The following is a 23500-nucleotide window of genomic DNA, read 5'->3' as shown; positions in this document are numbered from 1 at the left end:
TTGCACAAGCCACCCCGCGCGCCCCCTTCCGGCCCACGCGCGCGCCCACCCACCCACCCCCCCCGGGGGGGGGGGGGGGCGCCCCCCCCCCCCCCCCCCACCGGTGTACCCGGCCTCGGCCGAGGTGAGCTGACCGTCGACGGGCTGTCGGCCCGTCGGCACGTTCAGGAGTTGGGGCGCTTACCGTGGTTCGCGCTGCTCTTCTTCCGGGCCTTCTTCTTCCGGGCCTTCTTCGCCATGCTGACCTCCTCGTGATGGGTCGGATCCGTCTCGCGCGCGGCCTCGCGCCGGTTGCATCCACCGGCCGCCCGGCGTCGGGTCCGACCCGCTGATGGTAGTGCGACCGACACCCCGTCCCTGCCGCCGGGGCCGATCCGCGCCGCTGCGCACCCATGCTCCAGCCTCGCGTGATTGGATACGTCGGCAGGTACATCGCGAAAAGGGAGGGCCGTGGACATGGCCGAGGAGATCCGCGCCGAGATGGTGGCGAACGTCTGGAAGGTCGTCGCGTCGGCGGGCGACACCGTGTCCGAGGGCGACACCCTGGTGATCCTCGAGTCGATGAAGATGGAGATCCCGGTCGTCGCGGAGGCGGACGGCGTGGTCCAGCAGCTCGCCGTCCACGAGGGCGACGTCGTGCAGGACGGCGACCTGATCGCGGTGATTGGTTGACCGGCCCGCTGGTCCGGCTCGCCGACCCGGCCGACTTCCCGGCGGTCGCCCGACTGACCGTGGCCGCGTACGAGGCGGATGGTCAGCTCAAGGGCGAGCACGGGTACGCGGCGGTACTGGCCGACGTGTCGACCCGGGCCGCCGCCGGCGAGGTGCTGGTCGCGGTGGACGAGGTGACCGGGTCGGTGCTCGGCTCGGTGACCTTCGTGCTGCCGGGCACCCCGTTCGCCGAGTTGTCCGGGCCGGGCGAGGCGGAGTTCCGCATGCTGGCCGTCGACCCGGCCGCCCAGGGGCGGGGTGTCGGCGCGGCACTGGCGCGCGCGTGCGTCGACCGGGCCGCCGAGCTGGGCTGCTCAGCCGTCGTGATCTGCGTCCGCGCGGGGATGGCCGTGTCGGCCCACCGGGTCTACGAGCGTCTCGGCTTCGTGCGGACGCCGGAGAAGGACTGGTCGCCGGCGGCGGGCGTGGCCCTGCTCGGCCTGCGGCTGGAGCTGCCCCGCGGCTGACCGTCGGCCCGTCAGCCGCGAGCGTCGGCCGGGCTGGTGGGAGTGGCGTCCCCGTCTTGCCGAGTGCCGATCGCGGCCAGCAACTCGTCGGCGACCTCCAGCGCGAGCCGGCGGCGTTCGGAGTCGGTGATGCCCGGCGCCCGTACGGCGAACCAGCTCGTGTGCACGGCGAAGAGGGACAGCGCGGCGCGGAGTTGGGCGGCGGGGGAGTCGTCGCCTCGGCAGAGCGCGTTGGCGAGCTGCATCATCCGGCCGCGCATCTGTTGGCCGGAGGAGAGGCTCTTGAGCACGGTCTGGTTCTGCTCGAAGAAGCGCATCACCGAGGGCATGTCGCCGCCGAACATCGTGTCGGCGTAGCGGGAGATCAGCTCGCGCCGAGTCTCCAGGGTCGCCGGCTGTGACTCGCCCCAGGCGGTCAGCGCGTCCATCTGGTCGAGCCGATCCTCCACGAAGCTGGCGACGATGTCGTCCTTGCTCTTGAAGTGGTAGTAGAGCGCGGCCTTCGTGACGTTGAGGCGTTCGGCGATCTCCCGCAGCGAGGTCTTCTCGTACCCTTGCTCGGTGAAGAGCTCCAACGCGACGGCCTTGATCCGCTCTCGGGTGCCGCCTGTGCTCTCCCTCACCCACGCCCTCCAATTCGTTTGACCGCGTGCTGGTATCCAACTTACCGTGCGGCTAGTAAGGTGACTAGCCGGGCGGCAAGTAAGTACGACAAACCTCGGGGGGGGCTTACCCATGACTCAGGCAACCCAGGCCGACGTGCGACCCAATGTACGGGTCGTGCTGTTCGGGCTGATGATCGCGATGATGCTCGCGATGCTCGACAACATGATCGTCAGCACCGCGCTGCCGCGGATCGTCGGCGAGTTCGGCGGCCTCAACCACTTCACCTGGGTGGTCACCGCGTACGTCCTGGGTACCACCGTCTCCACCCCGATCTGGGGCAAGCTCGGTGACCTCTACGGCCGCAAGTCGGTCTTCCTGACCTCGGTCGTCATCTTCCTCGTCGGCTCGGCGCTCTGCGGCATGGCCGGCTCCGGCATCTTCGGCGGGCCCGAGGACGGCATGGTGCAGCTCATCGCCTTCCGGGCCGTGCAGGGCCTGGGCGCGGGCGGCCTGATGGTCGGCGTCATGGCGATCATCGGCGACCTGGTCCCGCCCCGCGAGCGCGGGCGCTACCAGGGCATGATCGCCGGCATCATGGCCATCGCCATGGTGGCCGGCCCGCTGGTCGGTGGCTTCATCACCGACAACCTCTCCTGGCGGTGGGCGTTCTACGTCAACCTGCCGCTGGGTGGCATCGCGCTGCTCGTGCTCATCACGACCATGCACCTGCCGAAGTACCGGACCGAGCACCGGATCGACTGGCTCGGCGCCGGGCTGCTCTCGGTGGGCATCACCGCGATCGTCCTGATCACCACGTGGGGCGGCAACGAGTACGACTGGACCTCGCCGCAGATCTTCGGCCTCGCCGCGTTGGCGCTGGTGACGCTTGTGGCGTTCGGCCTGGTGGAGCGTCGGGTCCCGGAGCCGATCCTGCCCTTGACGCTCTTCGCCAACCGCAACTTCGCGCTGATCTCGGTGGTCGGTTTCCTGCTCGGCTTCGCGATGTTCGGTGCCATGAACTTCCTGCCGCTGTACCAGCAGACCGTCCAGGGGGCCTCGGCCACCAACAGCGGTCTGCTGCTGCTGCCACTGATGTTCGGCATGCTCGTCGTCTCGCTGGCCATCGGGCGGGCGATCACCAAGAACGGCAAGTACCGCGCGTATCCGATCGTCGGTGGCGTGGTGATGGCCGGCGGCATGGCGCTGCTGTCCATGCTCGACACCAACACCAGCAAGCTGACGTCCTCGCTCTACATGGTCGTGCTCGGCGTCGGCATGGGCTTCCTCATGCAGACCTCGATGCTGATCGCGCAGAACAGCGTGGAGCAGAAGGACCTGGGCGCGGCGAGTGGCGCGGCCACGTTCTTCCGGTCGATCGGCGGCTCGTTCGGCATCTCGCTGTTCGGCGCGATCTTCGCTAACCGGCTGGCCGACTCCGCCGCCGGCGCGGCCTTCGGCGGTGAGTCCAGCGGCGGTGGGATGGACCTGGAGAAGCTCAAGCAGCTCCCCGCCCAGGCGCAGGAGCTGGTCCTCAGCGGCCTGGCCGACGCGATCTCGCACGTGTTCCTCTGGGCCGTGCTGTTCACCGTAGCGATCCCGGTGCTCGCCTGGTTCATCAAGGAGATTCCGCTGCGCACCGCCAACGAGGCGCCGGCGCAGGCGACACCGGAGGAAGAGGCCGAGGTCGCCCTCGGCAAGGCCCCGGTGGCCTGACCCTCCCCCGAAGAAGCGCCCCGCCGATCCTCGGCGGGGCGCTTTTTGGCGGGGCGCGGGAAACTCAGCGTCGGTGGGTCAGGCGCTGCCAGAGACGGCGTAGCGGGTTGCGGGGGCGGGGAAGGCGGGGGGCCCGCTCGTCGAGCATCCGGGTGGCCAGGGCGGTGGTGACCGGATCGACGGCGGGGGCGGCCAGCGCGAGGTGGGCCAGCGAGGTCGCGATCGGCACCGGCCGCGTCTGGGCCACCGTCGCCACGTCGGCCAACCGCTCCGCCACCACCCGGGCCACGTCCGACCGCGCCGCCGGGTCCACCCAGGCGGCGGTGACCAGGGCGAACAGCGCCGCCTCGGTGACCCAGTCCTCCACGCCCCAGACCAGGTCGAGCAGCACCTGTCGTCTCGTCGAGCCGTCCCAGGGCTCGTCGGTGCGCTGGTGCAGCAGCCCCAGGCAGGCCCACACCTGAACGGCGCGTACCCAGATCGACGGATCCTGCGCGGCCAGCAACCGGCCCAGCGCGTTGGCCGGCGCGGCGGGCGGGCGTACCAGCAGCCCGAGCAGGTCGTCCACGTCGAGGCCGGCCAGGCCGACCGCCGCGTCGTAGGCGGCCGGCGGGTGCGGCCACGCCGGTTGGGCCACCTGACCGATCCGCTCGACCGCCACCGCCGAGGGCCCGGCAAGCGCCGGCGTCGGCAGGTGACCCGTGAAGGTCCAGAGCCGCCGCGCGGACGCGCGCCGGGGCTCGCGCGGGTCCGGCTCGACCGCGCCCTCCACCTCGACGCGCAGCCCGGGCGCCACGGACGTCACCGTCCGCAGGGCGCTCGGTGGGGCTGCCGCCGTGAGGTGTACGACGCCGCCGATGCCGTTGTCGTCGTCGGCGACCGCCTGGCGCAGCGCGTCCAGCAGGGGCCCGCCGGCCGGCGTCAGTTGCCCCAGCCAGGGCCGCGCACGGCAGCACTGGGCCAGGTCGCCGTGCTCGTGACTGTCGTCCGGGTGGTCACGGATGAAGTCGGCGAGCGCGACCAGGTGGGACACGTCGCCGTCGCGCAGGTGCCGCAGGCGGTGCGTCGTGTGCACCGCGCAGTCGAACGTCGGGTCCCGGGCCAGCGCCCGCTCGGTCCACTCCAGCGCGTCGTCGAGCCGGCCGATGTCCGCCAGGGTGCCGGCGATGTCGGCATAGACGGCCAGGTCGTCGGGGTCCAGGTCGACCGCCCGGTACAGGGCCGCGAGGGCGTCGCGGGTCCGGCCCGCGCTGCGGTACGCGTACCCGAGCCAGACCTCGCCCATCTTCGACGGCTGGCTCCGTACCCCTCGGCTGGCCCAGCGGATCGCCAGCGCGACCTCGCCGAGACGCCGGGCCAGCGCGGACGCCGCGCCCAGCAGCGTCCCGTTCTCCGGATGGACGGTGACGGCGTTGCGGGCCAGCGTGAGGTACGGGGTGAGGGCGGCCCGGCCGGCGCGCGGCACCGGGTCGCCGAGCGCCGCGCAGACCTGCATGAGGACGCGGGCCAGGCGGTCCGGGTCCAGCCGTTCGGCCAGTTCGGGAGCGGTCACCCAGGGCACGCCCGCCCACTCGGCGCCGGGCGCGTGGCCGGTCGCCGCGGCGAGCAGTTCCAGCCCTTCGGCGGGGCGGCCGGCGGCGGCCAGTAGGTGGGCACGGGCGACGACCGCGCCCACGAAGGTGTGGTGGTTGATCGGAAAGAGGTCGAGGCCTCCTCCGTCGGCCGCGGCGAGGCGGGCAAGCGTCTCGTGCACCTCGGGCAGGGTGGGCGCTCGTGCCAACGCGCCAGCGAGGTGGCGGGCGGCGTGGTGGAGGTCCCCCTCGTCCAGTGCCAGCCGGGCCAGGGCCAGCTCCTCCGTCGCGGAGAGCGCGGGGTTGTCCCTTCCCTCGGGCACGGTGTCCTCTCGTCGCAGTTTCTCGGCCGGGCCAGCGTAGTTGATATTGAGATGATCAAGTGATCAACTGCGCACTCGTGCTCGAATAATTGCTCTGACCAACAGAAGGGTGCAAGACTGAGCAGGAAACGCGCGGCAATCGCGCAGGAGGGGAGTGTCCGTGTCACGTGCAGGGTCCGGAATGGCCGCCGACATCGACGAGCAGCCGGCCGGTTACGCGCGCCTGCTCGACACCGCCAACACGGCGGCGATCGCACGGGTGGCCGCCGTCGTCGCCGAGCGTCGACCTCGACACGTCGTCTTCACCGCCCGGGGCACCTCCGACCACGCCGCCCTCTACGGGGCGTACCTGACCGAGATCCGGCTCGGCCTGCCCGCCGGGCTCGCCTCGCCGAGTGTGGTCACCCTCTTCGGCGCACGCCCCGACCTGTCCGACGCCCTCGTCGTCGGGGTCAGCCAGAGCGGTGGCTCGCCCGACCTGGCCGAGGTGCTGCGCGCAGCGCGGGCCTCCGGCGCGCTCACCCTCGCGGTGACCAACGCCCCCGACTCCCCGCTCGTCGAGACGGCCGAGTTGAGCATCGACATCGCCGCCGGGCACGAGCGCGCGGTGGCGGCGACGAAGACGTACACCGCCGAGCTGCTCGCCCTGCTGATGCTGGTGGAGGGCATCCGGGCCGGCGACGGCGTACTCCCCACGGCCGAGCGCGAGGCGCTCGCCGCGCTGCCCGACCTGGCCGCCCGCACCCTCGCCGACGACACCCCGGCCCAGCTCGCGCCGCGTTACCGCTTCGCCCGCCAACTCGTCACCACCGGCCGGGGGTACGCCTACCCGACCGCCCGCGAGGCGGCGCTGAAGCTGATGGAGACCTCGTACCTGCCGGCGCTCGCCTTCTCCGGCGCCGACCTGCTGCACGGCCCGCTCGCGATGACCGATCCGGAGGTCCCGGTCCTCGCCGTGGTCGGCTCCGGCCCCGGCGGCCGGTCGATGGGCGAGGTGCTGCCCCGGCTCGGCGAGCGCCGCGCCGACGTCGTGGTGGTCGGCTCCGCCGACGTGCCGGGCACCGCGCGGCTCGCCGTCCCCGAGGTCGACGAGCGGTACGCCCCGCTGCTGGACATCCTGCCGTTGCAGCGCCTGGCGTTGGCGTTGGCGCTGACCCGCGGCGAGGACCCGGACGCGCCGCGCGGCCTGAAGAAGGTCACCGCGACGATGTGAGGCGCGGCGCGGCGTGGCACCCTGGTCACCGTGTCCACGCTGCGCGACCTCGCCGAGGAGCACACCCACCTCCGTCCGGCCGACATCGACCACCTGCACCGGATCGCCGGTGACTGGCAGTTGCTCTCCGACCTGTCCTTCGCCGACCTGCTGCTCTGGGTGCCCGTCGACGCCGAGGGCACGTTTCTCTGCGTCGCCCAGGTGCGCCCCACCACCGCGCCGACCGCGTACCAGGACGACCAGGTGGGCCGGATCATCGGCGGCTCGGAGGTGGCCCACCTGGCGGTCGCCTACTCCCAGGGGCGGATCTGGCGCGAGGGCGACCCGGTCTGGTACGGCGACGTGCCCGCCCGGCACGAGGCGATCCCGGTCCGGCTGCGCACCGCCGACGGCGAGGCCGGCGAGGTGATCGCCGTGGTCGGCCGGGACACCAACCTCTCCACCGCGCGAACGCCCAGCCAGCTCGAACTCAACTACCTGACCACGGCCGACGACCTCGCCCAGATGATCGCGGACGGCACCTTCCCGCCGCCCCGGCACCCGGGCGAGACAACGTCCGCGCCCCGCGTCGGTGACGGCCTGGTACGCCTCGACGCCGGGGGCAAGGTCACCTACGCGAGCCCGAACGCCCAGTCGGCGTACCGGCGGTTGGGTTACGCCTCACACCTGGTGGGTGAGGACCTGGCGGCGTTGCACCGCCGACTGGCCGGCGACCCGCTCGACGGCACCGAGGCGGCGACCGGGATCCTGGCCGCGCTGCGCGGCGAGGCCCCGCCCCGCCGGGAGATCGACGCGCGCGGGGCCACGATGCTCACCCGGGCGCTGCCGTTGATGCCCGCCGGCGTACCGATCGGCGCGCTGGTGCTGGTGCGGGACATCACCGAGGTCCGCCGCCGGGATCGGGCGCTGATCACCAAGGACGCCACCATCCGGGAGATCCACCACCGGGTCAAGAACAACCTTCAGACGGTGGCCGCGTTGCTGCGCTTGCAGGCCCGCCGGGTGGCCATGCCGGAGGCCCGGGTGGCCCTGGAGGAGTCCGTCCGCCGGGTCGCGTCGATCGCTCTCGTGCACGAGACGTTGTCGATGTCCAGTGACGAGGCGGTCGAATTCGACGGCATCGTCGACCGGGTCGCCAGCGCGGCGACCGAGGTCGCGGCGACCGAGGTGAGCGTCGGGATGCGCCGCCAGGGCAGCTTCGGGGTGCTGCCGGCCGAGATCGCCACGTCGCTGGTGATGGTGCTCAACGAACTGCTGCTCAATGCCGTCGAGCACGGCTTCCCACCGGCGGACGAGGCGGAGGAGCCAGCCGCGGGCGTCGTCGCCTCGGGCCTGGTGCCGGTGGCCGCACCCGAGGTCGATCCGTCGCTGCGACCCGAGGTGGTCGTCTCGGCGCACCGGTTCCGCAAGATGCTGCACGTCTCGGTGACCGACAACGGACGCGGGCTGCCGCCCGAGTTCGACGCCGAACGCGGCAGCCGGCTCGGCCTCCAGATCGTCCGGGCACTGGTCACGGGGGAGTTGCGCGGCACCATCGAGCTGCGCGCGGGCGTCAACGGAGGCACCGAGGCGTTGCTGGTCGTCCCACTGGGCCGCAGCGCCTCGGACGGCCGCTCCCAGGGCTGAGCGGCCCGTTGCCGGCGGGCCCTGCCGGGAAGCGGATATGTGGATGAGCGCGATGCCGGTCAGTCATCAAGATGACTCACCGGCATCACGCTCATCGCAGTGGGCCGGCCACGCCTCCTGGGCGATGAGGTCGTCAGCCGACGCCGCGTCGGTCCGCCCGCCTGCTGCTCGGTCGGGCCCACGGTCGGCCTCGCCTGCGAGCGATCAGGCCGACGGGCGGGTCCGCGCGGTGGCCGGCCGGTCAGCGGCTGGTCAGCAGGGCGACGGTCAGGCCGGGGCGCTGCCAGACCTGGGCGACGGTGAACTGCGCGCGCAGCGCGTCGCCCTTGGCGTCCGGCACGGAGGCCAGCGGCTCGGCGTGCCGGCCGGCCACCACGAGCCAGACCCGTGCCGTGCCGGCCAGGCACTGCGCCGGTCGCGGGCACTCGGCGGCCCACAGATCGCCCCGGGCGACCTCGTCCTCGGTGACGAGCACGTCCCGTGGCGGGTCGTGGAGGTGGTACTCGATGCCCAGATCGAGGAAGAGCCAACTGTGCCGGGGGGAGTAGACCACGGCGTCCCCGGGGCGCTGGCCGTCGGCGATCACCCGGGCCACGCCCGCGTAGTCCACCGGCGCGCTGCGCGGCCACTCGTGGGTCCGCCGCAACGCGGCCTGGTCGGGGAGGCCGAGAAGCCCGGCCAGGACCACCACGGCGAGCGCGGCCGGCGCGGGCACCGACGCCAGCGCCGCGCCGGCCAGCACGCAGGCGAACGGCACCACGAACACCAGGTAGCGGGGCACCCACAGCGGTACGACCGTGCCGGCCGCGAAGAGCAGCAGGACCGGCAGCAGCACCGCGCTCAGCGGTAGCAGGGCGCGCCGTCGGAGTCGGGCCGCGCCGAGCGCCGCCACCCCGACCAGCAGGCCGCCCACCACGCTGCTCTGGGCCACGCCGCCCGGCAGCGCGCTCAGGTCGTCCGGCCGTGCCAGGCCGACCCAGTTCAACTGCTCGGAGCGTTGCGCGCGGGCATACAGCAGCAGCGGTGTCACCACCAGCGCGACCGGCACCAGCGCGACCGCCCACCGCCACACCCGCCGATCCCGACCGCCGGTCGCGGCGATGCCGGCCACCCCGGGGCCACCCCACCAGGCGACCAGCACGACCAGCGCGTGCGCGGCCAGCAGGGTGAGCGCGACCAGGTGGGTGAGCCCGAGCGCGGCCACGGCGACGCCGTACCCGGTCCAGCGGGCCCAACCCGGCCGGCGCAGCGCGGCCACCAGCAGCAGCGTGGCGAGTACCGCGAGGGCGGTGGCCAGGGCGTACGGGCGGGCCTCCTGCCCGTACCGGGAGGTGCTGGGCAGCACCGCGAACAGCAGTCCGGCGAGGAGACCTCCGCGCCGGTCGACGAGGTGCGCCCCGAGCACGGCCAGCAGCCCCGCGGCGAAGGTCATGGCGAGCGCGGCAGGCACCCGCAGGGCGATCGTGGAGTCACCGACGACCAGGACCCAGACGTGCATGAACAGGTAGTACGGGCCGGTGGCGGCGTCGATGGTCCCGGCCAGCCGGGCGAGTTCGTCCGGCGACCGGGTGGCGGCGCTCCAGGTCGCCAGCTCGTCGCGCCAGAGCTGCGCCGAACCGATCCCGGTCAGAGTGACCGCCAGGGTCAGCAGCGCCGGAAGAAGCCAGACCGGCACGCCGCGCGCGACCCCCATCGCCTTCCCGGACAGTCCGCCCACAGCCCCGAGCCTGCCACGCCGCCGGGGCCCCCGGCCGCACCAACCCGCGTCGATCTTGCAGTTTCGGTTGCCGATATGGGTGTCGTGCGCCTTGTGTCGCAACAGAAAGTGCAAGATCGTGGGAAGGGGAGAGGGTTGGCCCGTGATGTGGGATCCCGCACGTGGACATTGGCCGGGCCTTACCTGGTGTGGCAGCATGGGCGCATGACCGCCGCTGTCGTCCGCCGCTTCGTGGCTCGTCGCCACGTCGACTACGGCCGCGTGCGTAGCGCGATCTGTCCGGCTCACTGACGACGCCCGACCAATCTGTCTCGGGCGCGCTCCGCGCCGGCTGTCTCTGACACCGTTGTCCCGCCCGCTTCGTCGGGCCGGCCGTCGCGCCCCGCGCGTGCCCCGAGGCACAGCAGACAACGGAGGACGCCGCGATGGCGGTCAGCAGCATCCCGGCCCGGCCCGAGGACCCAACGGCCCGGCCGGCCCGGCCGCCGCGCCGGCCCCGGGGCGAGGGTCAGTGGGCGCTCGGCCACCGTGAGCCGCTCAACCCCAACGAGCGGATCAAGAAGGACGACGACCCGCTCAACGTCCGGGCCCGTATCGAGAACATCTACGCGCACCGTGGCTTCGCCTCCATCGACCCGCAGGACCTGCGCGGCCGGTTCCGCTGGTGGGGCCTCTACACCCAGCGCAAGGCGGGCATCGACGGCGGGCGCACCGCCGTGCTGGAGCCGCACGAGCTGGAGGATGAATTCTTCATGCTCCGCGTCCGCATCGACGGCGGCCAGCTCAGCCTGGCCCAGTTGCGGGTCATCGCGGACATCTCACGCGAGTTCGCCCGGGACACCGCCGACATCACCGACCGGCAGAACATCCAGTTCCACTGGATCCGCGTCGAGGACATGCCGGAGATCTGGCGCCGGCTCGAGTCGGTCGGCCTGCAGACCACCGAGGCGTGCGGCGACTGCCCGCGCATCGTTCTCGGCAGCCCGGTCGCCGGGGTGGCCCGCGACGAGCTGCTCGACCCGACCCCGGCGATCGACGAGATCGTCGCCCGGTACGTGGGTGACAAGCAGTACTCCAACCTGCCCCGCAAGTTCAAGACGTCGATCTCCTGGCTGGTCGACACGCCGTACGAGTCGAACGACATCGCGTTCCTCGGGGTCGACCACCCCGAGCACGGCCCCGGCTTCGACGTCTGGGTCGGTGGCGGCCTCTCCACCAACCCGATGCTCGCCCAGCGGCTCGGCGTCTGGGTGCCGCTGGCCGAGATACCGGACGTCTGGGCCGGGGTGGTCGGCATCTTCCGTGACTACGGCTACCGCCGGCTGCGTAACCGGGCGCGGCTGAAGTTCCTGGTCGCGGACTGGGGCGTCGAGCGCTTCCGCGAGGTCCTGGAGAAGGACTACCTCGGCCGTACGCTGCTCGACGGCCCCGCGCCGACCCTGCCGTCGAAGCCGATCGACCACGTGGGCGTGCACGAGCAGGCCGACGGGCGGCACTACGTGGGTGCCGCCCCGGTGGTCGGGCGGGTCTCCGGCGCGCAGCTGCGCCAACTGGCCGACGTGGTCGAGGCGCACGGCAGTGACCGGGTGCGGCTCACCCCGTACCAGAAGCTGCTGGTGCTCGACGTGCCGACGGCGCGGACGGAGTCGCTCGTCGACGCGCTCCGCGGCATCGGCCTGGAGGCCCGGCCGTCGGCCTGGCGACGCGGCACGATGGCGTGCACCGGCATCGAGTACTGCAAGCTCGCCATCGTCGAGACCAAGGCTCGCGGCGAGGAGTTGGTGGCCCGGCTGGAGCAGCGGCTGCGCGACTTCGACGCGGACATTTCGATCCACATCAACGGCTGCCCGAACGCCTGCGCCCGCACCCAGGTGGCCGACATCGGCCTCAAGGGGCAGTTGGTGGTCGGCCCGGACGGCCGGCAGGTCGAGGGCTTCCAGGTGCACCTGGGCGGCGGCCTGGGCATGGCGCAGGGGCAGACCGCCGGTTTCGGCCGCAAGCTGCGTGGCCTGAAGACCACCGCCGAGGAGCTTCCGGAGTACGTGGAACGGCTGGCCCGCCGCTACCTGGCCGGGCGCGACGAGGGCGAGACGTTCGCCAACTGGGTGATCAGAGTCGACGAGGAGGAACTGCGGTGAGCAGCGAGAACCGAGCGGCACCCCTGTACTGCCCGTACTGCGGCGAGGAGGACCTGCGGCCGCACGAGGCGGGGCACGGCGCCTGGGAGTGCCACGCCTGCGCCCGCGTCTTCTCGGTGAAGTTCACCGGGCTGCTCTCCCGGACGGTGACCCGATGAGCCTCGTCTCCGCCGCAAGCCTGCGCCTGGTCGGCCCGGGTGGTCCGAAGCCCGCCGACCCGTCCCTGCGCAGCCCGGACGAGCTGCGCGTGCTGGCCGAGGACGCCGGCCGGGAGCTGGAGGGCGCTCCCGCGCTGGAGATCGCCCGCTGGGCGGCGCAGACCTTCGGCGACCGGTTCTGCGTCACCAGTTCGATGGCCGACGCCGTCCTGGCCCACCTGGTGTCCCGGGTCGCCCCGGGCGTGGACGTGGTCTTCCTCGACACCGGTCTGCACTTTCCCGAGACGCTCCGCGTACGCGACGAGGTCGCCCGTACGCTGCCGGTGAACGTCCGGTCGATCCGACCCCGGCTCACCGTGGGGCAGCAGGACGGCCAGTACGGTCCGCGACTGTTCAACAAGTCGCCGGACGACTGCTGCCAGTTGCGCAAGGTGGAGCCGTTGGAGCGGGCCCTGTCCGGGTACGACGCCTGGGCCGCCGGTCTGCGTCGGGACGAGTCGCCGACCCGGGCCAACACGCCGGTGGTGACGTTCGACGCGCGGCGCGGCAAGGTCAAGGTCAACCCGATCGCGGCCTGGTCGCAGGGGGACGTGGACGCCTACATCGCCCGCTGGAACGTGCCGGTCAACGAGCTGTTCAAGCAGGGGTACGGCTCGATCGGCTGCTGGCCGTGCACCCGCCGGACGAAGGCCGGCGAGGATCCGCGCGCCGGCCGCTGGGCCATGTTCGAGAAGACCGAGTGCGGGCTGCACGTCTGACCTCGTCGTCGACGACCCCGACCGGCCCCGGTGCGGCCGGCGGGGCGGCCCCGGTGGTGCTGGTGGCGCACGGCAGCCGGGATCCACGAGCCGCCGAGGCCACCCGGGCGCTGGCCCGGGCGGTGTCGGCGGCCCGGCCCGGCCTGTCGGTGTGGGCGAGTTGGCTGGACCACACCGAGCCGGGGCCGACCGAGGTGCTGCGCACGCTGGCCCGGGCGGGGCACCGGCGTGCGGTGGTGGTGCCGCTGCTGCTGACCGCCGCGTACCACCGTCGGGTGGACATCCCGGCGGCGGTGACCGCCGCGACGACGGCCGGAGCAGCGCTGACGGTACGGGTGACCGACGTGCTCGGCCCGGCGGACGGGACGGTCGCGCCAACGCTGCTGGCGGGGCTGCGTCGTCGGCTCGCGGAGGTCGCTCCGGGCCGCTTCGACGCCCTGGTGCTGGCCGCCGCGGGCACCCGGGACGCGCGTGCGCGCGGTTCCGTGGGCCGGGTGGCCGATGCGCTCGGCGTCGAGTTCGGGGTGCCCTGCCGGGTGTCGTACGCCTCGGCGGCCCCGCCGGCGACGGGTGTGGCGGTGACGCGGCTGCGGTCGGCGGGCGCGCATCGGGTCGCGGTGTCCGCGTACTTCCTCGCGCCGGGCCTGTTCCACGACGCGGTGACCGCCTCGGCGGGGGCGGCCGGCGCGGTGGCGGTGGCGGCCCCGTTGACGGATGCGCCCGAGCTGGCGGAGCTGGTGCTCAGCCGGGTCGACGAGCCGGCCTGACCGCTCGTCCGACCCGTTCGGTCCTGGACAGCAGTACGCCCCGGCAGGCGGACCTGCCGGGGCGTACTGCTGTGTCGTTGGGGGATCAGGCGGAGTGAGCGCGCAGCACCCGGAGGCCGCCGCGCCGCTTGACAGCGCGCCGCTCCTCCTCGCTCATCCCGCCCCAGACGCCGGCGTCCTGACCCGACTCGAGCGCCCACTGAAGGCACTGGTCGGTGACGGAGCAGCGCCGGCAGACGGCCTTGGCCTGCTCGACCTGAAGGAGAGCCGGTCCGGACGTCCCAATCGGGAAGAACAGCTCCGGGTCCTCGTCGCGGCAGACAGCATGGTGACGCCAGTCCATGGCGGCAACACTCCTCATTCTGGATGGGTGGCAATTAATTGCGGGTCGTGCTTTTCCTATATGCATCCGCAGTGCCTATGGTGACCGTTCGCGTCTGACCATTCGGCAGTGCGTGAGCAGGCAGTCAGCCCCGGGGACCTGCTGGAACAGCTCAACCTGACGAGCATATCCAGGCAATGTCCCGGTAACTCAAGTTCGCTTGTGAATACTTTCACGAACGCTCGCGATGTCAAGGGTGACGCTCGGAAAAACTCCGCGCGGTGAGCAAGCCCACAACCCATTTGTCCGGGTTCCAGTGCCTTCCTGGTTACCCGCCGTGCCACAGTCGAGGATCAATATAGTACAGTCCGCGTGACATTGCTGACATTTCCGGCACCCGCCCCTCGGTGTGGCGGCGCCTGTCGAAGCGGTTGCGGCGCCGCGTCGACCAAGGGCAGTACCCGAGACCTAGCAGATTACTCTCAGTGCGGCCGGAATGGAGGTGAATCTGACCTTCTCCCGCTCGCCAAGATAGTCGCCGTCGAGCTGGAACGCCTGCGGGCGGCTGGAGACCAGCGTGAACTCCGCAGTGTCATGGAGGCGTAACACCTGACGTCCGTTCGGATCCGGCCGCCGACCCATGAATTGAGTGACTGTCCGTGTTGTGCTAGCCACCCGGAGCTGACGCAGCGCCAGCACGTCGAGGCCGAGGTCGAACGACGCCTCCGGATTCGGGTTGACCTCCCGATCACCCAGGTACGTCCACGGGGCGGTGTTCTGGATGATGACGGTGGCCAGCTCGCCCTCCGGCTCCTCACCCGGTCGCTCCAGGCTGATCGCGGGATGCCGCCGGTCCGAGGCGAAGAAGTACTGGCCCATGATCGAGCGGAAGTAGAGCCCGGGCGTCGAGACCCGCCCCTTGCGCCGGGCCTGCTCCACCCGGTGGATCACGGCGGCGTCCAGCCCGAACCCGGCGCAGAAGGTGAAGTAGCGGTCGTCCGCTCGGCCCAGCCCGACCGTGCGCTGACGGCCCAGCCGCAGCCCTTCCAGGATCATGCTGGTGGCGTCCGGCCACTCCCGGGGCAGACCCAGCGCGCGGGCGAACACGTTCGTCGAACCGCCCGGAACGGTGGCCAGCGCGGGCAGCCGCTGCGCCATCGAGGCGCCCTCGCCGCCGGCCGGTGGCTCGGCCGTCATCAGGCCGTTCACCACCTCGTTCACGGTGCCGTCACCACCCAGGGTGACGACGAGATCGACGCCCTCGGCGGCGGCCTCCCGGGCCAACGCCATGGCGTGCCCCCGCCGGCGGGTGTAGCGCACGCTGAGGTCGACTTCGCTGCGCAGCGCACGGACAAGCACGTCTCGGCTGCGTTCGCTGGTGGTGGTGGCCTTCGGATTGACCACCAGGACGGCCCGCATGGGCGGCACTGTACCTCTCGGTAGCACGGGTATCGTGGCGCGCGTGACCATCGACTCGGCCCGGATTCCCGGCACGCTTCGCTGGGCGGTGCGGTTGCTGTGGGCGGAGGCGGTCGCCGTCGGGCTGATCGCGGTCTGGTTGGTCTGGGCCGACCTGACCGCCGACACCACCGATCTCGCGTCGGCGTTGCTGGTGACCGCGTTCGCCATCGGAGCGGCCGTCGCGCTGTGGGCTCTGGGTCGCGCGCTGCTGCGCCGCCGGGCCGGCGCACGGCCCCCCGCGATCGTCCTTCAGCTGATGCTGCTGCCGATCGGCTGGTTCATGATCCAGGGCGGGATGGGCTGGCTGGGCATTCCACTGATGGCGCTCGGTCTGGGCGTCGGCTGGCTGCTCGTCAGCCCGCCCACGACGAAGGCCCTCGGCTTCGAGTGACGTCCGACCGGCGGGCTCGACGCAGCCCGACGCAGCCCGCTGGCGCGAGTGGTGGCCCCCGCCCGCGACACCGCGCCTCGCGGCGCAGCGCGGCAGGGCGTGCCGGTCAGTAGCCGCCGGAGCGGCGGGTCAGCAACGAGATGGTCGCCCGGCCGTCGCTGGCCGTGGCGGACGCCGACGTGGTCAGCGCGGTGAGCACCTTCCAGGCGAAGGACGACTCGGCGGGCAGCGTGGCACCGCGGACGGTCGGCACGGTCACCTCGACGGTCAGCGCGTCGTTGGTGACAGCGAACCGACACTCCAACTCGGCGTCACGGGTGGCGATGGCGAGCAGCATGGCGCACGCCTCGTCGACCGCGATCCGCAGATCCTCGATCTCGTCGAGCGCGAACTGCAGCCGGGCCGCGAGGCCTGCGGTGGCGGTACGGAGCACGCCGAGGTAGCCGCCGTCGGCGGGCACCGTGAGGTGCACCACGTCGTCGTCGGTCGTTGGCTGGCCGGTCAGTTGAGTCACGCTCATCCCCCCGGTCGGGGACTCTACCCGGTCAGTCGCCCGGGCGCGTCTCGGCGGCCTCTGCCTGAGCCGCCAGATCCCGTAGGGCGTCCCCGCTGAGCCGGTACGGGACCCACTCGTTCATCTGCTCGGCGCCGATCGAGGCGTAGAAGCCGGCGGCCGGATTCCACTCGATCATCCACCACTCCAGCCGGCGGTAACCCCGACGTACGCAGATGTCGGCCAGCGTGGCGAGCAGTAGTCGACCCGCGCCGGTGCCCCGGGCCGCCGGGGAGACGTAGAGGTCCTCCAGGTAGATGCCGTGCACGCCCGCCCAGGTGGAGAAGTTGAGGAACCACAGGGCGAAGCCGACCGGCACGTCGTGCTCGTCGACCGCGACGTGACCGAAGAGCGCCGGAGCGGTGGTGAACAGCGCCGAGGTGAGCTGTTCCTCGGTGAGGTGGCACTGGTCGGGGGCGCGTTCGTACGCCGCCAGTTCGTGCACCATGGCGACGACGGCCGGTACGTCCGCGGGACGTACCGGCCGGATCGTCGGGGTGACCGGGTTGGTCACGCCTTCTTGGTCTCCCAGAAGATCTTCGCGATCTCGTCGATCTTCGCGAGGAGCTGGTCGGCCGTGGCCGGGTCGAGGCTGCCCTTGACGCCGCTCGCGCCGGCGAGCTTGGTGGCCTCGTTGAACAGGGTGTGCAGGTTCGGGTACTTCTCGAAGTGCGGCGCCTTGAAGTAGTCGGTCCAGAGCACCCACAGGTGGTGCTTGACCAGCTCGGCGCGCTGCTCCTTGATGATGACCGCCCGGGTGCGGAACTCCGGGTCGGTGTTCGCCTGGTACTTCTCGCAGATCATTTTGACCGACTCGGCCTCGATCCGGGCCTGGGCCGGGTCGTAGACGCCGCACGGCAGGTCGCAGTGAGCGCTCGCGGTGACGCGGGGCGCAAGGATGCGCGGAAGTCGCATCGGGATCCTCCATGGGAAGTTTGCGATGATCAAAGGCGACATTACTCCTGGGAATGCTCCCCGAACCGGGTGGAGGTGAAACCGGTGCGCGCCGATCACCCGAGTGAGCCGCCTCGTTTGCGCGGCCCGCTGACGGCGGTCGCGGTGGCCGGCCCGTCCATGGCGCCGACGCTGCGGCACGGCGACGCGGTGCTGGTCCGCTCGGGCGGGCGTCCCATCCGACCCGGCGACGTGGTGGTCGCGGTCTTCCGGACACGGCCGGAACTGCTGGTCGTCAAGCGGGCGGTCCGGCCGCAGGATGGCGGCTGGTGGCTGCGCGGTGACAACGAGTTGATCACTGACGACTCCCGGGCGTACGGCGTGGCCGACGTACGCGGTCGGGTGGTGGCGCGCTACTGGCCGCGCCCCGGACGGGTGCCTCGTCGGGTTATATGACCCTGCTCACATCCGAGGGGCAGGGTCGACACTATGCTCGGAAAGTGCCGGGTGACCCCCCGCGCCGCGTGCCATCGCTCGCCGCCCACCTCGCGGCCGGGCCCGCCGCCTCACATCTGCTCGACAGATCCTGGAGTCACCGCCATGTCTTCATCCACCGTGGACCCCGCTGATCCCGTCTTCCAACTGCACCTCGGCGGCAAGATGGTCGTCGCCTCGACGGTGCCGCTCACCAGCCGCGAGGACCTCTCCCTCGCGTACACCCCGGGGGTGGCCCGGGTGTGCGAGGCGATCGCCGCCGACCCCGCCCTGGTCGATGAGTACACGTGGGTGTCGCACGCTGTCGCGGTGGTGACCGACGGCTCGGCCGTGCTGGGTCTCGGCAACATCGGCCCGCGCGCCGCCCTGCCGGTGATGGAGGGCAAGGCGGTGCTGTTCAAGCAGTTCGCGGGAGTGGATGCGGTGCCGATCTGCCTGGACACCCAGGACGTGGACGAGATCGTCGCGGTGGTGCGGGCGCTGGCCCCCTCGTTCGGCGGGATCAACCTGGAGGACATCAGCGCGCCGCGCTGCTTCGAGATCGAGCGTCGACTCGACGAGGCGCTGGACATCCCGGTCTTCCACGACGACCAGCACGGCACCGCCATCGTGGTGCTCGCGGCGCTGCGTAACGCCGCCACCCTGCTCAACCGCAAGCTCGGCGACCTGCGGGTCGCGGTGAGCGGCGCGGGCGCGGCGGGCGTGGCCGTGACGAAGATGCTCATCGCCGGTGGCGTCAACCCCGACCAGGTCGTCGTCTGCGACTCGAAGGGCATCATCGGCGCGCACCGCACCGAGCTGACCGGTGGCAAGGCCGAGTTGGCGGCGAGCACCAACGCGGACGGCCGCCACGGCGACATCACCGAGGCGCTGCGTGACGCGGACGTGCTGATCGGCGTCTCCGGAGGCGAGATCCCGGAGGCCGCCATCGCCGGTATGGCACCCGGTGGGATCGTGTTCGCGCTGGCCAACCCCACCCCGGAGGTGCATCCGGAGGTGGCCGCCCGGCACGTCGCGGTGGTCGCCACGGGCCGCAGCGACTACCCCAACCAGATCAACAACGTGCTGGCGTTCCCCGGCGTGTTCCGGGGCGCGCTGGACGCCGGCGCCACCCGGATCACCGAGGCGATGAAGGTCGCCGCGGCGGACGCGATCGCCGGGGTGGTGGCTGAGTCGTTGACCCCCGAGGCGATCGTCCCGTCGCCGCTGGACCCGCGTGTCGCTCCGGCCGTCGCCGAGGCGGTGGCCGAGGCCGCCCGCCGCGACGGCGTGGCCCGGCGGTGACCGCGACGCCGCGACCGACGGTGACCGCGACCGGCATGGTGACCGCGACGGCGTGACCGGCGTGCGGCGTGGCCGGGCGGTGAGCCCTTCTTAACGAGCGCTCAGCTTGTTACCGTGCCGATCATGCGTGCTGCCTTCGTCTCCCGCTTCGACGACTCCGATCCGCTCGCCGCCCTCACCGTCGGTGAGCGACCCGAGCCGACCCACCCGGAGGACGACTGGGTGACCGTGCGGGTGCGCGCCACCTCGCTCAACCACCACGACCTGTGGTCGCTGCGCGGGGTGGGGCTCACCGAGTCCCAGCTGCCGATGATCCTCGGCTGCGACGCGGTGGGTGTGGACCCCGAGGGTAACGAGGTGGTCGTCTACCCGGTCGTCGTCACTCCCGGTGACCCGCGCGGCGTCTCCATCCTCTCCGAGCACTTCGCCGGGACCCTCGCCGAGCGGGTCGCCGTACCCCGGTCGAACCTGGTCCCGCTGCCCGACGGCATGGCGGCGACCGACGCCGCGTGCCTGCCCACGGCCTGGCTGACCGCGTGGCGGATGCTGACCACCAAGGGCCGCGTCGCGGACGCCGACAGCGTGCTGGTGCAGGGCGCCGGCGGCGGCGTCGCGACGGCGGCCGTCGCGCTCGCCGTCGCGATGGGCAAGCGGGTGTACGCGACCAGCCGCGATGCCGCCAAGCGCGACCGGATCTCCGCTCTCGGGGCCACCGCCGTGGAGCCCGGCGCCCGGCTGCCGGAGCGGGTCGACGTGGTGATCGAGACGGTCGGCGCGGCGACCTTCGAGCACTCGATGAAGTCGGCCGCCCCGATGGCCCGGATCGTGGTCTCCGGCGCCACCTCCGGCCACCAGCCGACGGTCAACCTGCGCCGGGTCTTCGCCATGCAGTTGGAGATCCTGGGCACGTCGATGGGCACGCCCGGGGAGCTGTACGAGCTGCTGGCGTTCTGCGCCGAGAGCGAGGTCCGCCCGGTGGTGGACAGCGTGGTCCCGTTCAGCCGTGTCGAGGAAGCCTTCACTCGCCTCCACTCCGGCGAGGCCTTCGGCAAGGTCGTCATCGACCACACAGCCTGAGCGCCCCGCCCCCGCGCCTGCCCCGCCCCCGCACCCGCGCCCGCGATCTTGCACCTCCTGTTGTCGATTAGCGGTAATTGTCCCGTTATGCCGCGACAGAAAGTGCAAGATCGCGCAGGGGAGGGGCGCGGGAGGCTCAGAGGTGATCGTCGAAGGTGGCGATGTCGTCGCGGGTCGCGTCCGTGGCGATGCGCTTCTTGGCCTTCGGGTCGCCGTAGAGGGACCAGCGCAGGAACTCGACCGTCGTGTCGGAGACGACCCGCAGCATCGCGGCGTCGCCGAGCAGCGTCCGGCCGTGGTCGCCCTTGGGCAGGCTCAGCAGCGCCTTCGGCCACGGCACCTTGTCGTACGCCGCCTTGCCCGCCGCGTAGTCGACCACCTCGTCCAACTCGCCGTGCACGAACAACTGCGGCGCGGTCGCGCCCGCGAACGCCGTACCCACGCCGACGGCCGTACCGGCGAACACCACCCCGGCGTCCAGCCGCTCGTCCCGGTTCGCGGTGAACAGGCCGATGGTGGTCACCCCACCGGCCGAGTGCCCCGCCGCGGCCACCCGGTCGGTCGCCAACCGGCCGCGCAGCCCGTCGCCGGCCTTGCCGTCGAGCGCCAGCACCTGGGTCAGCGCGTACGACACGTCGGCCGGTTGGTTGAGCACGTCGAGCACGTTGCCGTCGCCGCCCTCGGAGGTGTGCGGGAAGGCCGGCGCGGCCACCACGAAGCCCGCCGCCGCCCAGCGGGTCAGCAGCGCGGCGTAGTCCTCCGGCCGCCCACCGAGGCCGTGGCTGAACATCACCACCGGAAACCGGCCGTCCGCCGCCGCCGCGGACCGCCGGGCCCCGCCGCCGGCCTTCCCGGCCGCCGGATACCAGACGGTCACCGGCAGCGCACGGCCGTCCCGGTTCAGCTTGAGCTGTCGTACGCCGACGCCGAAGGCGTTCTCGGGCGCGGACCCGGCGGGTACCCGCGGTGTCGGCGTGGCGGCCGGCGGCGGTTCGACGGCGACCGGCGGGGTCTCCTTCTTCGGGGCGTCCGTGGAGCAGCCGACCAGACCGGCCAGGAGCAGGGCGCTGGCCAGCAGCGTGGGGGTGACACGACGCGACATGGCCTCAATTGTGCCGTGCCGCCCCGGTGGCTCGGGACGGTCCGGCCCACGCTGTCACCGGTCGTCTCCGGCCGCCGCGCGTTCGGAGAGCGGACGCCGCCGCCGCGCCGGGTCGGTCAGGGAGGGCGGGCGGAAGGCGGCGTTGGGCTCGTACCGGTTGGTCCCGGGTGGCACGATCTCGTCGATCCGGTCGAGGGTCGCGTCGTCGAGGGCGAGGCTCGCACCCTTGAGCAGGTCATCCAGGTGCTGCATGGTCCGTGGTCCGATGATCGCCGAGGTGACCGCCGGATGGGCCACGGTGAAGGCGATGGCGAGTTGTGGCAGCGTGCACCCGATGTCCGCCGCGAGGTCGACGAGTTGCTCGACGATGTCGAGCTTGGCCACGTTCTCCGCGATCGTGGGATCGAACTGCGCCGGCCGGAGAACCGCCCGCCCGGTCGACAGGTCGACGGCCCGATCCTTGCGGTACCTGCCGCTGAGGAAACCGAAGGCCAGTGGGCTCCAGACCAGCACCCCCATGCCGTAGCGCTGGCAGACCGGCAGGATCGACGCCTCCACCCCACGGGCGAGGATCGAGTACGGCGGCTGCTCGGTGCGCAGCCGGCCGAGGCCGCGACGTTCGGACACCTGGTGTGCCTCGACGATCTCCTCGGCGGGAAACGTCGAACATCCGAAGGCGCGGATCTTTCCCTGACTCACCAGGTCGGTGAGCACCGAAAGCGTCTCCTCGATGTCGGTCGAGGGGTCGGGGCGGTGGACCTGGTAGAGATCGATCCAGTCGGTACCCAGACGCCGGAGGCTCCCCTCGACCGCCTTGAGGATCCACCGCCGCGAGTTGCCGCCCTGGTTGGGCCCCTCGCCCATCGGAAAGTGGACCTTGGTGGCGAGGACGACGTCGTCGCGACGCCCCCGCAGCGCCTTGCCCACGATCTGCTCGGACTCACCCCGGCCGTACATGTCGGCGGTGTCGACGGCGTTGATGCCGCTGTCGATCGCGGTGTGGATGATGCGGACGCACTCGTCGTGGTCCGGGTTTCCGACGGCACCGAACATCATGGTTCCGAGGCAGTGGGTGCTCACCTCGATGCCGGTGCCGCCGAGCGTGCGGTAGCGCATGCCGATGTCCCCCCTGGCGTGTCGTAACGATCAGGGGGACCCTAGGAGCTCGAGTCGGCTCTAGGTCAAGCCCCGCTACCCTGCTCGACATGGCCGAGGACATCGCGAGTCTGAGCATCGGGCAGGTCGCCGAACGCACCGGCCTGAGCGTGCACGCCCTCCGCTTCTACGAGCAGGAGGGCGTCTTCGTCGATCCGGTCCGCCGGGGGCCCGGCGGGCGTCGCGTCTACAGCCAGGACGACGTCGACTGGCTCACCGTCTGCATCATTCTCCGTGCCTCGGGCATGCCGTTGCCCGCGCTCCGCCGGTACACCGACCTCGTCCGGGCGGGCTCCGGCAACGAGGAGGAACGGCTCGCGCTTCTGCGCGAGCACCGCGCGCGAGTCACCAGCCAGATCGGCAGACTCACGCAGTGCCTGGACCTGATCGGCTTCAAGGTCGGGTTGTACGAGGATCTGCTCGACGAGGCCCAGCGCGCAGTCGAGCCAGGTCGGCCGCGTCCTTCGGACGGCGGGGACGCTCCGGCATCCACACCGGGTACATCTGCTTGAACTCGATCTGGGCCGCCACCGAGATCGCCGGCACGACCAACGAGCCGATCCGGCCGGGCGGCGCGTCCAGCATCCCGGCCGGCAGGGGGGTGCCCGCCCAGGGGCCGGCGCCCACGGTCGGCCGACCGCTGTCGTCCCGCCCCAGGTACGCGACGCTGACCTCGACGTCTCCGGCGAACAGGTCGAGCTGTAGCTCCGCCGGCATCCTCGGGTCGGGACGCCAGCCCCGGGCCAGCAGCAGTGCGGCGAGTCGTGGTGCGTCCTCGTGCCAGCAGTACCAGTCGACGTCGACGTGCGGGCGGGTCACCGCGCCGAGGTGGAAGTCCATCGCCCAGCCGCCGCGCAGCCACACCGCGATACCAGCCGATGTGCAGACCTCGACCAGTTTGGCGATGCTCGCCAACTGACGCCGCGCGAGATCGTCCATCGGGCCACGGTACCGGCGGAGAGGCGTACGCGGCGGACCCCCGGCCCGAGCCGGCAAGG

The 23500-nt window shown here is 72.2% G+C and carries 26 protein-coding genes; 14 read left to right on the top strand and 12 right to left on the bottom strand.

Annotated elements, in window-relative coordinates; genetic code table 11:
• Nucleotides 1-164: 164 nt before the first annotated feature.
• On the bottom strand, nt 165-239 hold the full coding sequence (locus tag ACIA3K_RS26760; RefSeq protein WP_369752275.1) for a 50S ribosomal protein bL37: 75 nt from the start codon (nt 237-239) through the stop codon (nt 165-167).
• Between the two features lie 211 nt (nt 240-450).
• Between ACIA3K_RS26760 and ACIA3K_RS26755 the strand changes: the two genes are divergently transcribed.
• Together ACIA3K_RS26755 and ACIA3K_RS26750 are read left to right on the top strand one after the other, a co-directional pair.
• The gene (locus ACIA3K_RS26755; RefSeq protein ID WP_007464729.1) at nt 451-672 is read left to right on the top strand and encodes a biotin/lipoyl-binding carrier protein; all 222 of its coding nucleotides are present in this window, start codon (nt 451-453) and stop codon (nt 670-672) included.
• A complete protein-coding gene (locus ACIA3K_RS26750) occupies nt 669-1178 on the top strand; it encodes a GNAT family N-acetyltransferase (protein ID WP_396804403.1) in 510 nt (169 codons plus the stop codon). The genes ACIA3K_RS26755 and ACIA3K_RS26750 overlap by 4 nt, the downstream gene beginning before the upstream one ends.
• Nucleotides 1179-1189: 11 nt before the next feature.
• Here the strand turns inward: ACIA3K_RS26750 and ACIA3K_RS26745 are convergent, their stop codons facing one another.
• Nucleotides 1190-1801 carry a TetR/AcrR family transcriptional regulator gene (locus ACIA3K_RS26745; protein WP_396804402.1) on the bottom strand — a complete coding sequence of 204 codons (612 nt, stop codon included), beginning with the start codon at nt 1799-1801 and terminating at the stop codon, nt 1190-1192.
• A 112-nt stretch (nt 1802-1913) separates the two neighbouring features.
• On the opposite strand from ACIA3K_RS26745, the gene ACIA3K_RS26740 reads away from it, so the two are divergent.
• The gene (locus ACIA3K_RS26740; RefSeq protein WP_396804401.1) at nt 1914-3497 is read left to right on the top strand and encodes an MDR family MFS transporter; all 1584 of its coding nucleotides are present in this window, start codon (nt 1914-1916) and stop codon (nt 3495-3497) included.
• A gap of 64 nt (nt 3498-3561) precedes the next feature.
• Here the strand turns inward: ACIA3K_RS26740 and ACIA3K_RS26735 are convergent, their stop codons facing one another.
• Complete coding sequence (locus ACIA3K_RS26735) at nt 3562-5391, bottom strand: tetratricopeptide repeat protein (protein ID WP_396804400.1); 1830 nt, start codon at nt 5389-5391, stop codon at nt 3562-3564.
• A 181-nt stretch (nt 5392-5572) separates the two neighbouring features.
• Between ACIA3K_RS26735 and ACIA3K_RS26730 the strand changes: the two genes are divergently transcribed.
• Nucleotides 5573-6604, top strand: coding sequence for an SIS domain-containing protein (locus ACIA3K_RS26730; protein ID WP_396804413.1), 1032 nt, complete (start codon nt 5573-5575; stop codon nt 6602-6604).
• A 30-nt stretch (nt 6605-6634) separates the two neighbouring features.
• Entirely contained in the window at nt 6635-8230 is a 1596-nt protein-coding gene (locus ACIA3K_RS26725; RefSeq protein WP_396804399.1) for a histidine kinase N-terminal domain-containing protein, read from the top strand.
• A 241-nt stretch (nt 8231-8471) separates the two neighbouring features.
• Here ACIA3K_RS26725 and ACIA3K_RS26720 read toward each other — a convergent pair whose 3' ends face one another.
• Nucleotides 8472-9923: a glycosyltransferase family 39 protein gene (locus ACIA3K_RS26720; protein WP_396804412.1), complete on the bottom strand. Its 1452-nt coding sequence runs from the start codon at nt 9921-9923 to the stop codon at nt 8472-8474.
• Between the two features lie 449 nt (nt 9924-10372).
• Between ACIA3K_RS26720 and ACIA3K_RS26715 the strand changes: the two genes are divergently transcribed.
• The 4 genes from ACIA3K_RS26715 to ACIA3K_RS26700 are packed head-to-tail and all read left to right on the top strand — an operon-like array spanning nt 10373 to nt 13768.
• The gene (locus ACIA3K_RS26715; RefSeq protein WP_396804398.1) at nt 10373-12085 is read left to right on the top strand and encodes a nitrite/sulfite reductase; all 1713 of its coding nucleotides are present in this window, start codon (nt 10373-10375) and stop codon (nt 12083-12085) included.
• Complete coding sequence (locus tag ACIA3K_RS26710) at nt 12082-12243, top strand: hypothetical protein (RefSeq protein WP_355050529.1); 162 nt, start codon at nt 12082-12084, stop codon at nt 12241-12243. Before ACIA3K_RS26715 ends, ACIA3K_RS26710 begins: the two co-directional genes overlap by 4 nt.
• Nucleotides 12240-13001 carry a phosphoadenylyl-sulfate reductase gene (locus tag ACIA3K_RS26705; RefSeq protein WP_357125848.1) on the top strand — a complete coding sequence of 254 codons (762 nt, stop codon included), beginning with the start codon at nt 12240-12242 and terminating at the stop codon, nt 12999-13001. The genes ACIA3K_RS26710 and ACIA3K_RS26705 overlap by 4 nt, the downstream gene beginning before the upstream one ends.
• A complete protein-coding gene (locus ACIA3K_RS26700; RefSeq protein ID WP_396804397.1) occupies nt 12983-13768 on the top strand; it encodes a sirohydrochlorin chelatase in 786 nt (261 codons plus the stop codon). The genes ACIA3K_RS26705 and ACIA3K_RS26700 overlap by 19 nt, the downstream gene beginning before the upstream one ends.
• Before the next feature lie 85 nt (nt 13769-13853).
• Here ACIA3K_RS26700 and ACIA3K_RS26695 read toward each other — a convergent pair whose 3' ends face one another.
• On the bottom strand, nt 13854-14111 hold the full coding sequence (locus ACIA3K_RS26695; RefSeq protein WP_007072794.1) for a WhiB family transcriptional regulator: 258 nt from the start codon (nt 14109-14111) through the stop codon (nt 13854-13856).
• 447 nt (nt 14112-14558) lie between these two features.
• Nucleotides 14559-15509 (bottom strand): diacylglycerol/lipid kinase family protein, encoded by a 951-nt coding sequence (locus ACIA3K_RS26690; protein ID WP_396804396.1) that lies wholly within the window; start codon nt 15507-15509, stop codon nt 14559-14561.
• A gap of 43 nt (nt 15510-15552) precedes the next feature.
• Between ACIA3K_RS26690 and ACIA3K_RS26685 the strand changes: the two genes are divergently transcribed.
• On the top strand, nt 15553-15942 hold the full coding sequence (locus ACIA3K_RS26685; RefSeq protein ID WP_396804395.1) for a hypothetical protein: 390 nt from the start codon (nt 15553-15555) through the stop codon (nt 15940-15942).
• Nucleotides 15943-16048: 106 nt separating this feature from the next.
• Here the strand turns inward: ACIA3K_RS26685 and ACIA3K_RS26680 are convergent, their stop codons facing one another.
• Genes ACIA3K_RS26680 through sodN form a run of 3 tightly spaced genes read right to left on the bottom strand, consistent with a single transcriptional unit; the run spans nt 16049 to nt 17410 of the window.
• Complete coding sequence (locus tag ACIA3K_RS26680) at nt 16049-16456, bottom strand: ATP-binding protein (protein ID WP_355050772.1); 408 nt, start codon at nt 16454-16456, stop codon at nt 16049-16051.
• Nucleotides 16457-16487: 31 nt separating this feature from the next.
• Nucleotides 16488-17009, bottom strand: a complete 522-nt coding sequence (locus ACIA3K_RS26675; protein WP_396804394.1) for a GNAT family N-acetyltransferase — start codon at nt 17007-17009, stop codon at nt 16488-16490.
• Nucleotides 17006-17410, bottom strand: coding sequence for a superoxide dismutase, Ni (sodN, locus tag ACIA3K_RS26670; RefSeq protein WP_355050524.1), 405 nt, complete (start codon nt 17408-17410; stop codon nt 17006-17008). Before sodN ends, ACIA3K_RS26675 begins: the two co-directional genes overlap by 4 nt.
• Before the next feature lie 84 nt (nt 17411-17494).
• Here sodN and ACIA3K_RS26665 point away from each other — a divergent pair, with 84 nt between their 5' ends.
• The 3 genes from ACIA3K_RS26665 (at nt 17495) to ACIA3K_RS26655 (ending at nt 20245) form a co-directional block, all read left to right on the top strand.
• On the top strand, nt 17495-17845 hold the full coding sequence (locus tag ACIA3K_RS26665) for a S24/S26 family peptidase (RefSeq protein WP_355050523.1): 351 nt from the start codon (nt 17495-17497) through the stop codon (nt 17843-17845).
• 144 nt (nt 17846-17989) lie between these two features.
• On the top strand, nt 17990-19168 hold the full coding sequence (locus ACIA3K_RS26660; protein ID WP_396804393.1) for an NADP-dependent malic enzyme: 1179 nt from the start codon (nt 17990-17992) through the stop codon (nt 19166-19168).
• 114 nt (nt 19169-19282) lie between these two features.
• Entirely contained in the window at nt 19283-20245 is a 963-nt protein-coding gene (locus ACIA3K_RS26655; protein WP_396804392.1) for a zinc-binding dehydrogenase, read from the top strand.
• Between the two features lie 136 nt (nt 20246-20381).
• Here the strand turns inward: ACIA3K_RS26655 and ACIA3K_RS26650 are convergent, their stop codons facing one another.
• Together ACIA3K_RS26650 and ACIA3K_RS26645 are read right to left on the bottom strand one after the other, a co-directional pair.
• Entirely contained in the window at nt 20382-21347 is a 966-nt protein-coding gene (locus tag ACIA3K_RS26650) for an alpha/beta hydrolase family protein (protein WP_396804391.1), read from the bottom strand.
• Between the two features lie 54 nt (nt 21348-21401).
• Nucleotides 21402-22463, bottom strand: coding sequence for an aldo/keto reductase (locus ACIA3K_RS26645; RefSeq protein ID WP_396804390.1), 1062 nt, complete (start codon nt 22461-22463; stop codon nt 21402-21404).
• 89 nt (nt 22464-22552) lie between these two features.
• On the opposite strand from ACIA3K_RS26645, the gene ACIA3K_RS26640 reads away from it, so the two are divergent.
• A complete protein-coding gene (locus tag ACIA3K_RS26640) occupies nt 22553-23014 on the top strand; it encodes a MerR family transcriptional regulator (RefSeq protein ID WP_396804389.1) in 462 nt (153 codons plus the stop codon).
• Here the strand turns inward: ACIA3K_RS26640 and ACIA3K_RS26635 are convergent.
• Nucleotides 22896-23441, bottom strand: a complete 546-nt coding sequence (locus ACIA3K_RS26635) for a nucleotidyltransferase domain-containing protein (RefSeq protein WP_396804388.1) — start codon at nt 23439-23441, stop codon at nt 22896-22898. The two genes, ACIA3K_RS26640 and ACIA3K_RS26635, sit on opposite strands and share 119 nt — an antisense overlap.
• Between the last annotated feature and the right edge of the window lie 59 nt (nt 23442-23500).

Origin of the sequence: Micromonospora sp. NPDC051543 (assembly GCF_044454415.1) — a bacterium.
Classification (GTDB): Bacteria; Actinomycetota; Actinomycetes; order Mycobacteriales; family Micromonosporaceae; genus Micromonospora.
The sequence above is the reverse complement of the archived record's forward strand: the minus strand, read 5'-3'. Positions and strand labels throughout refer to the sequence as shown.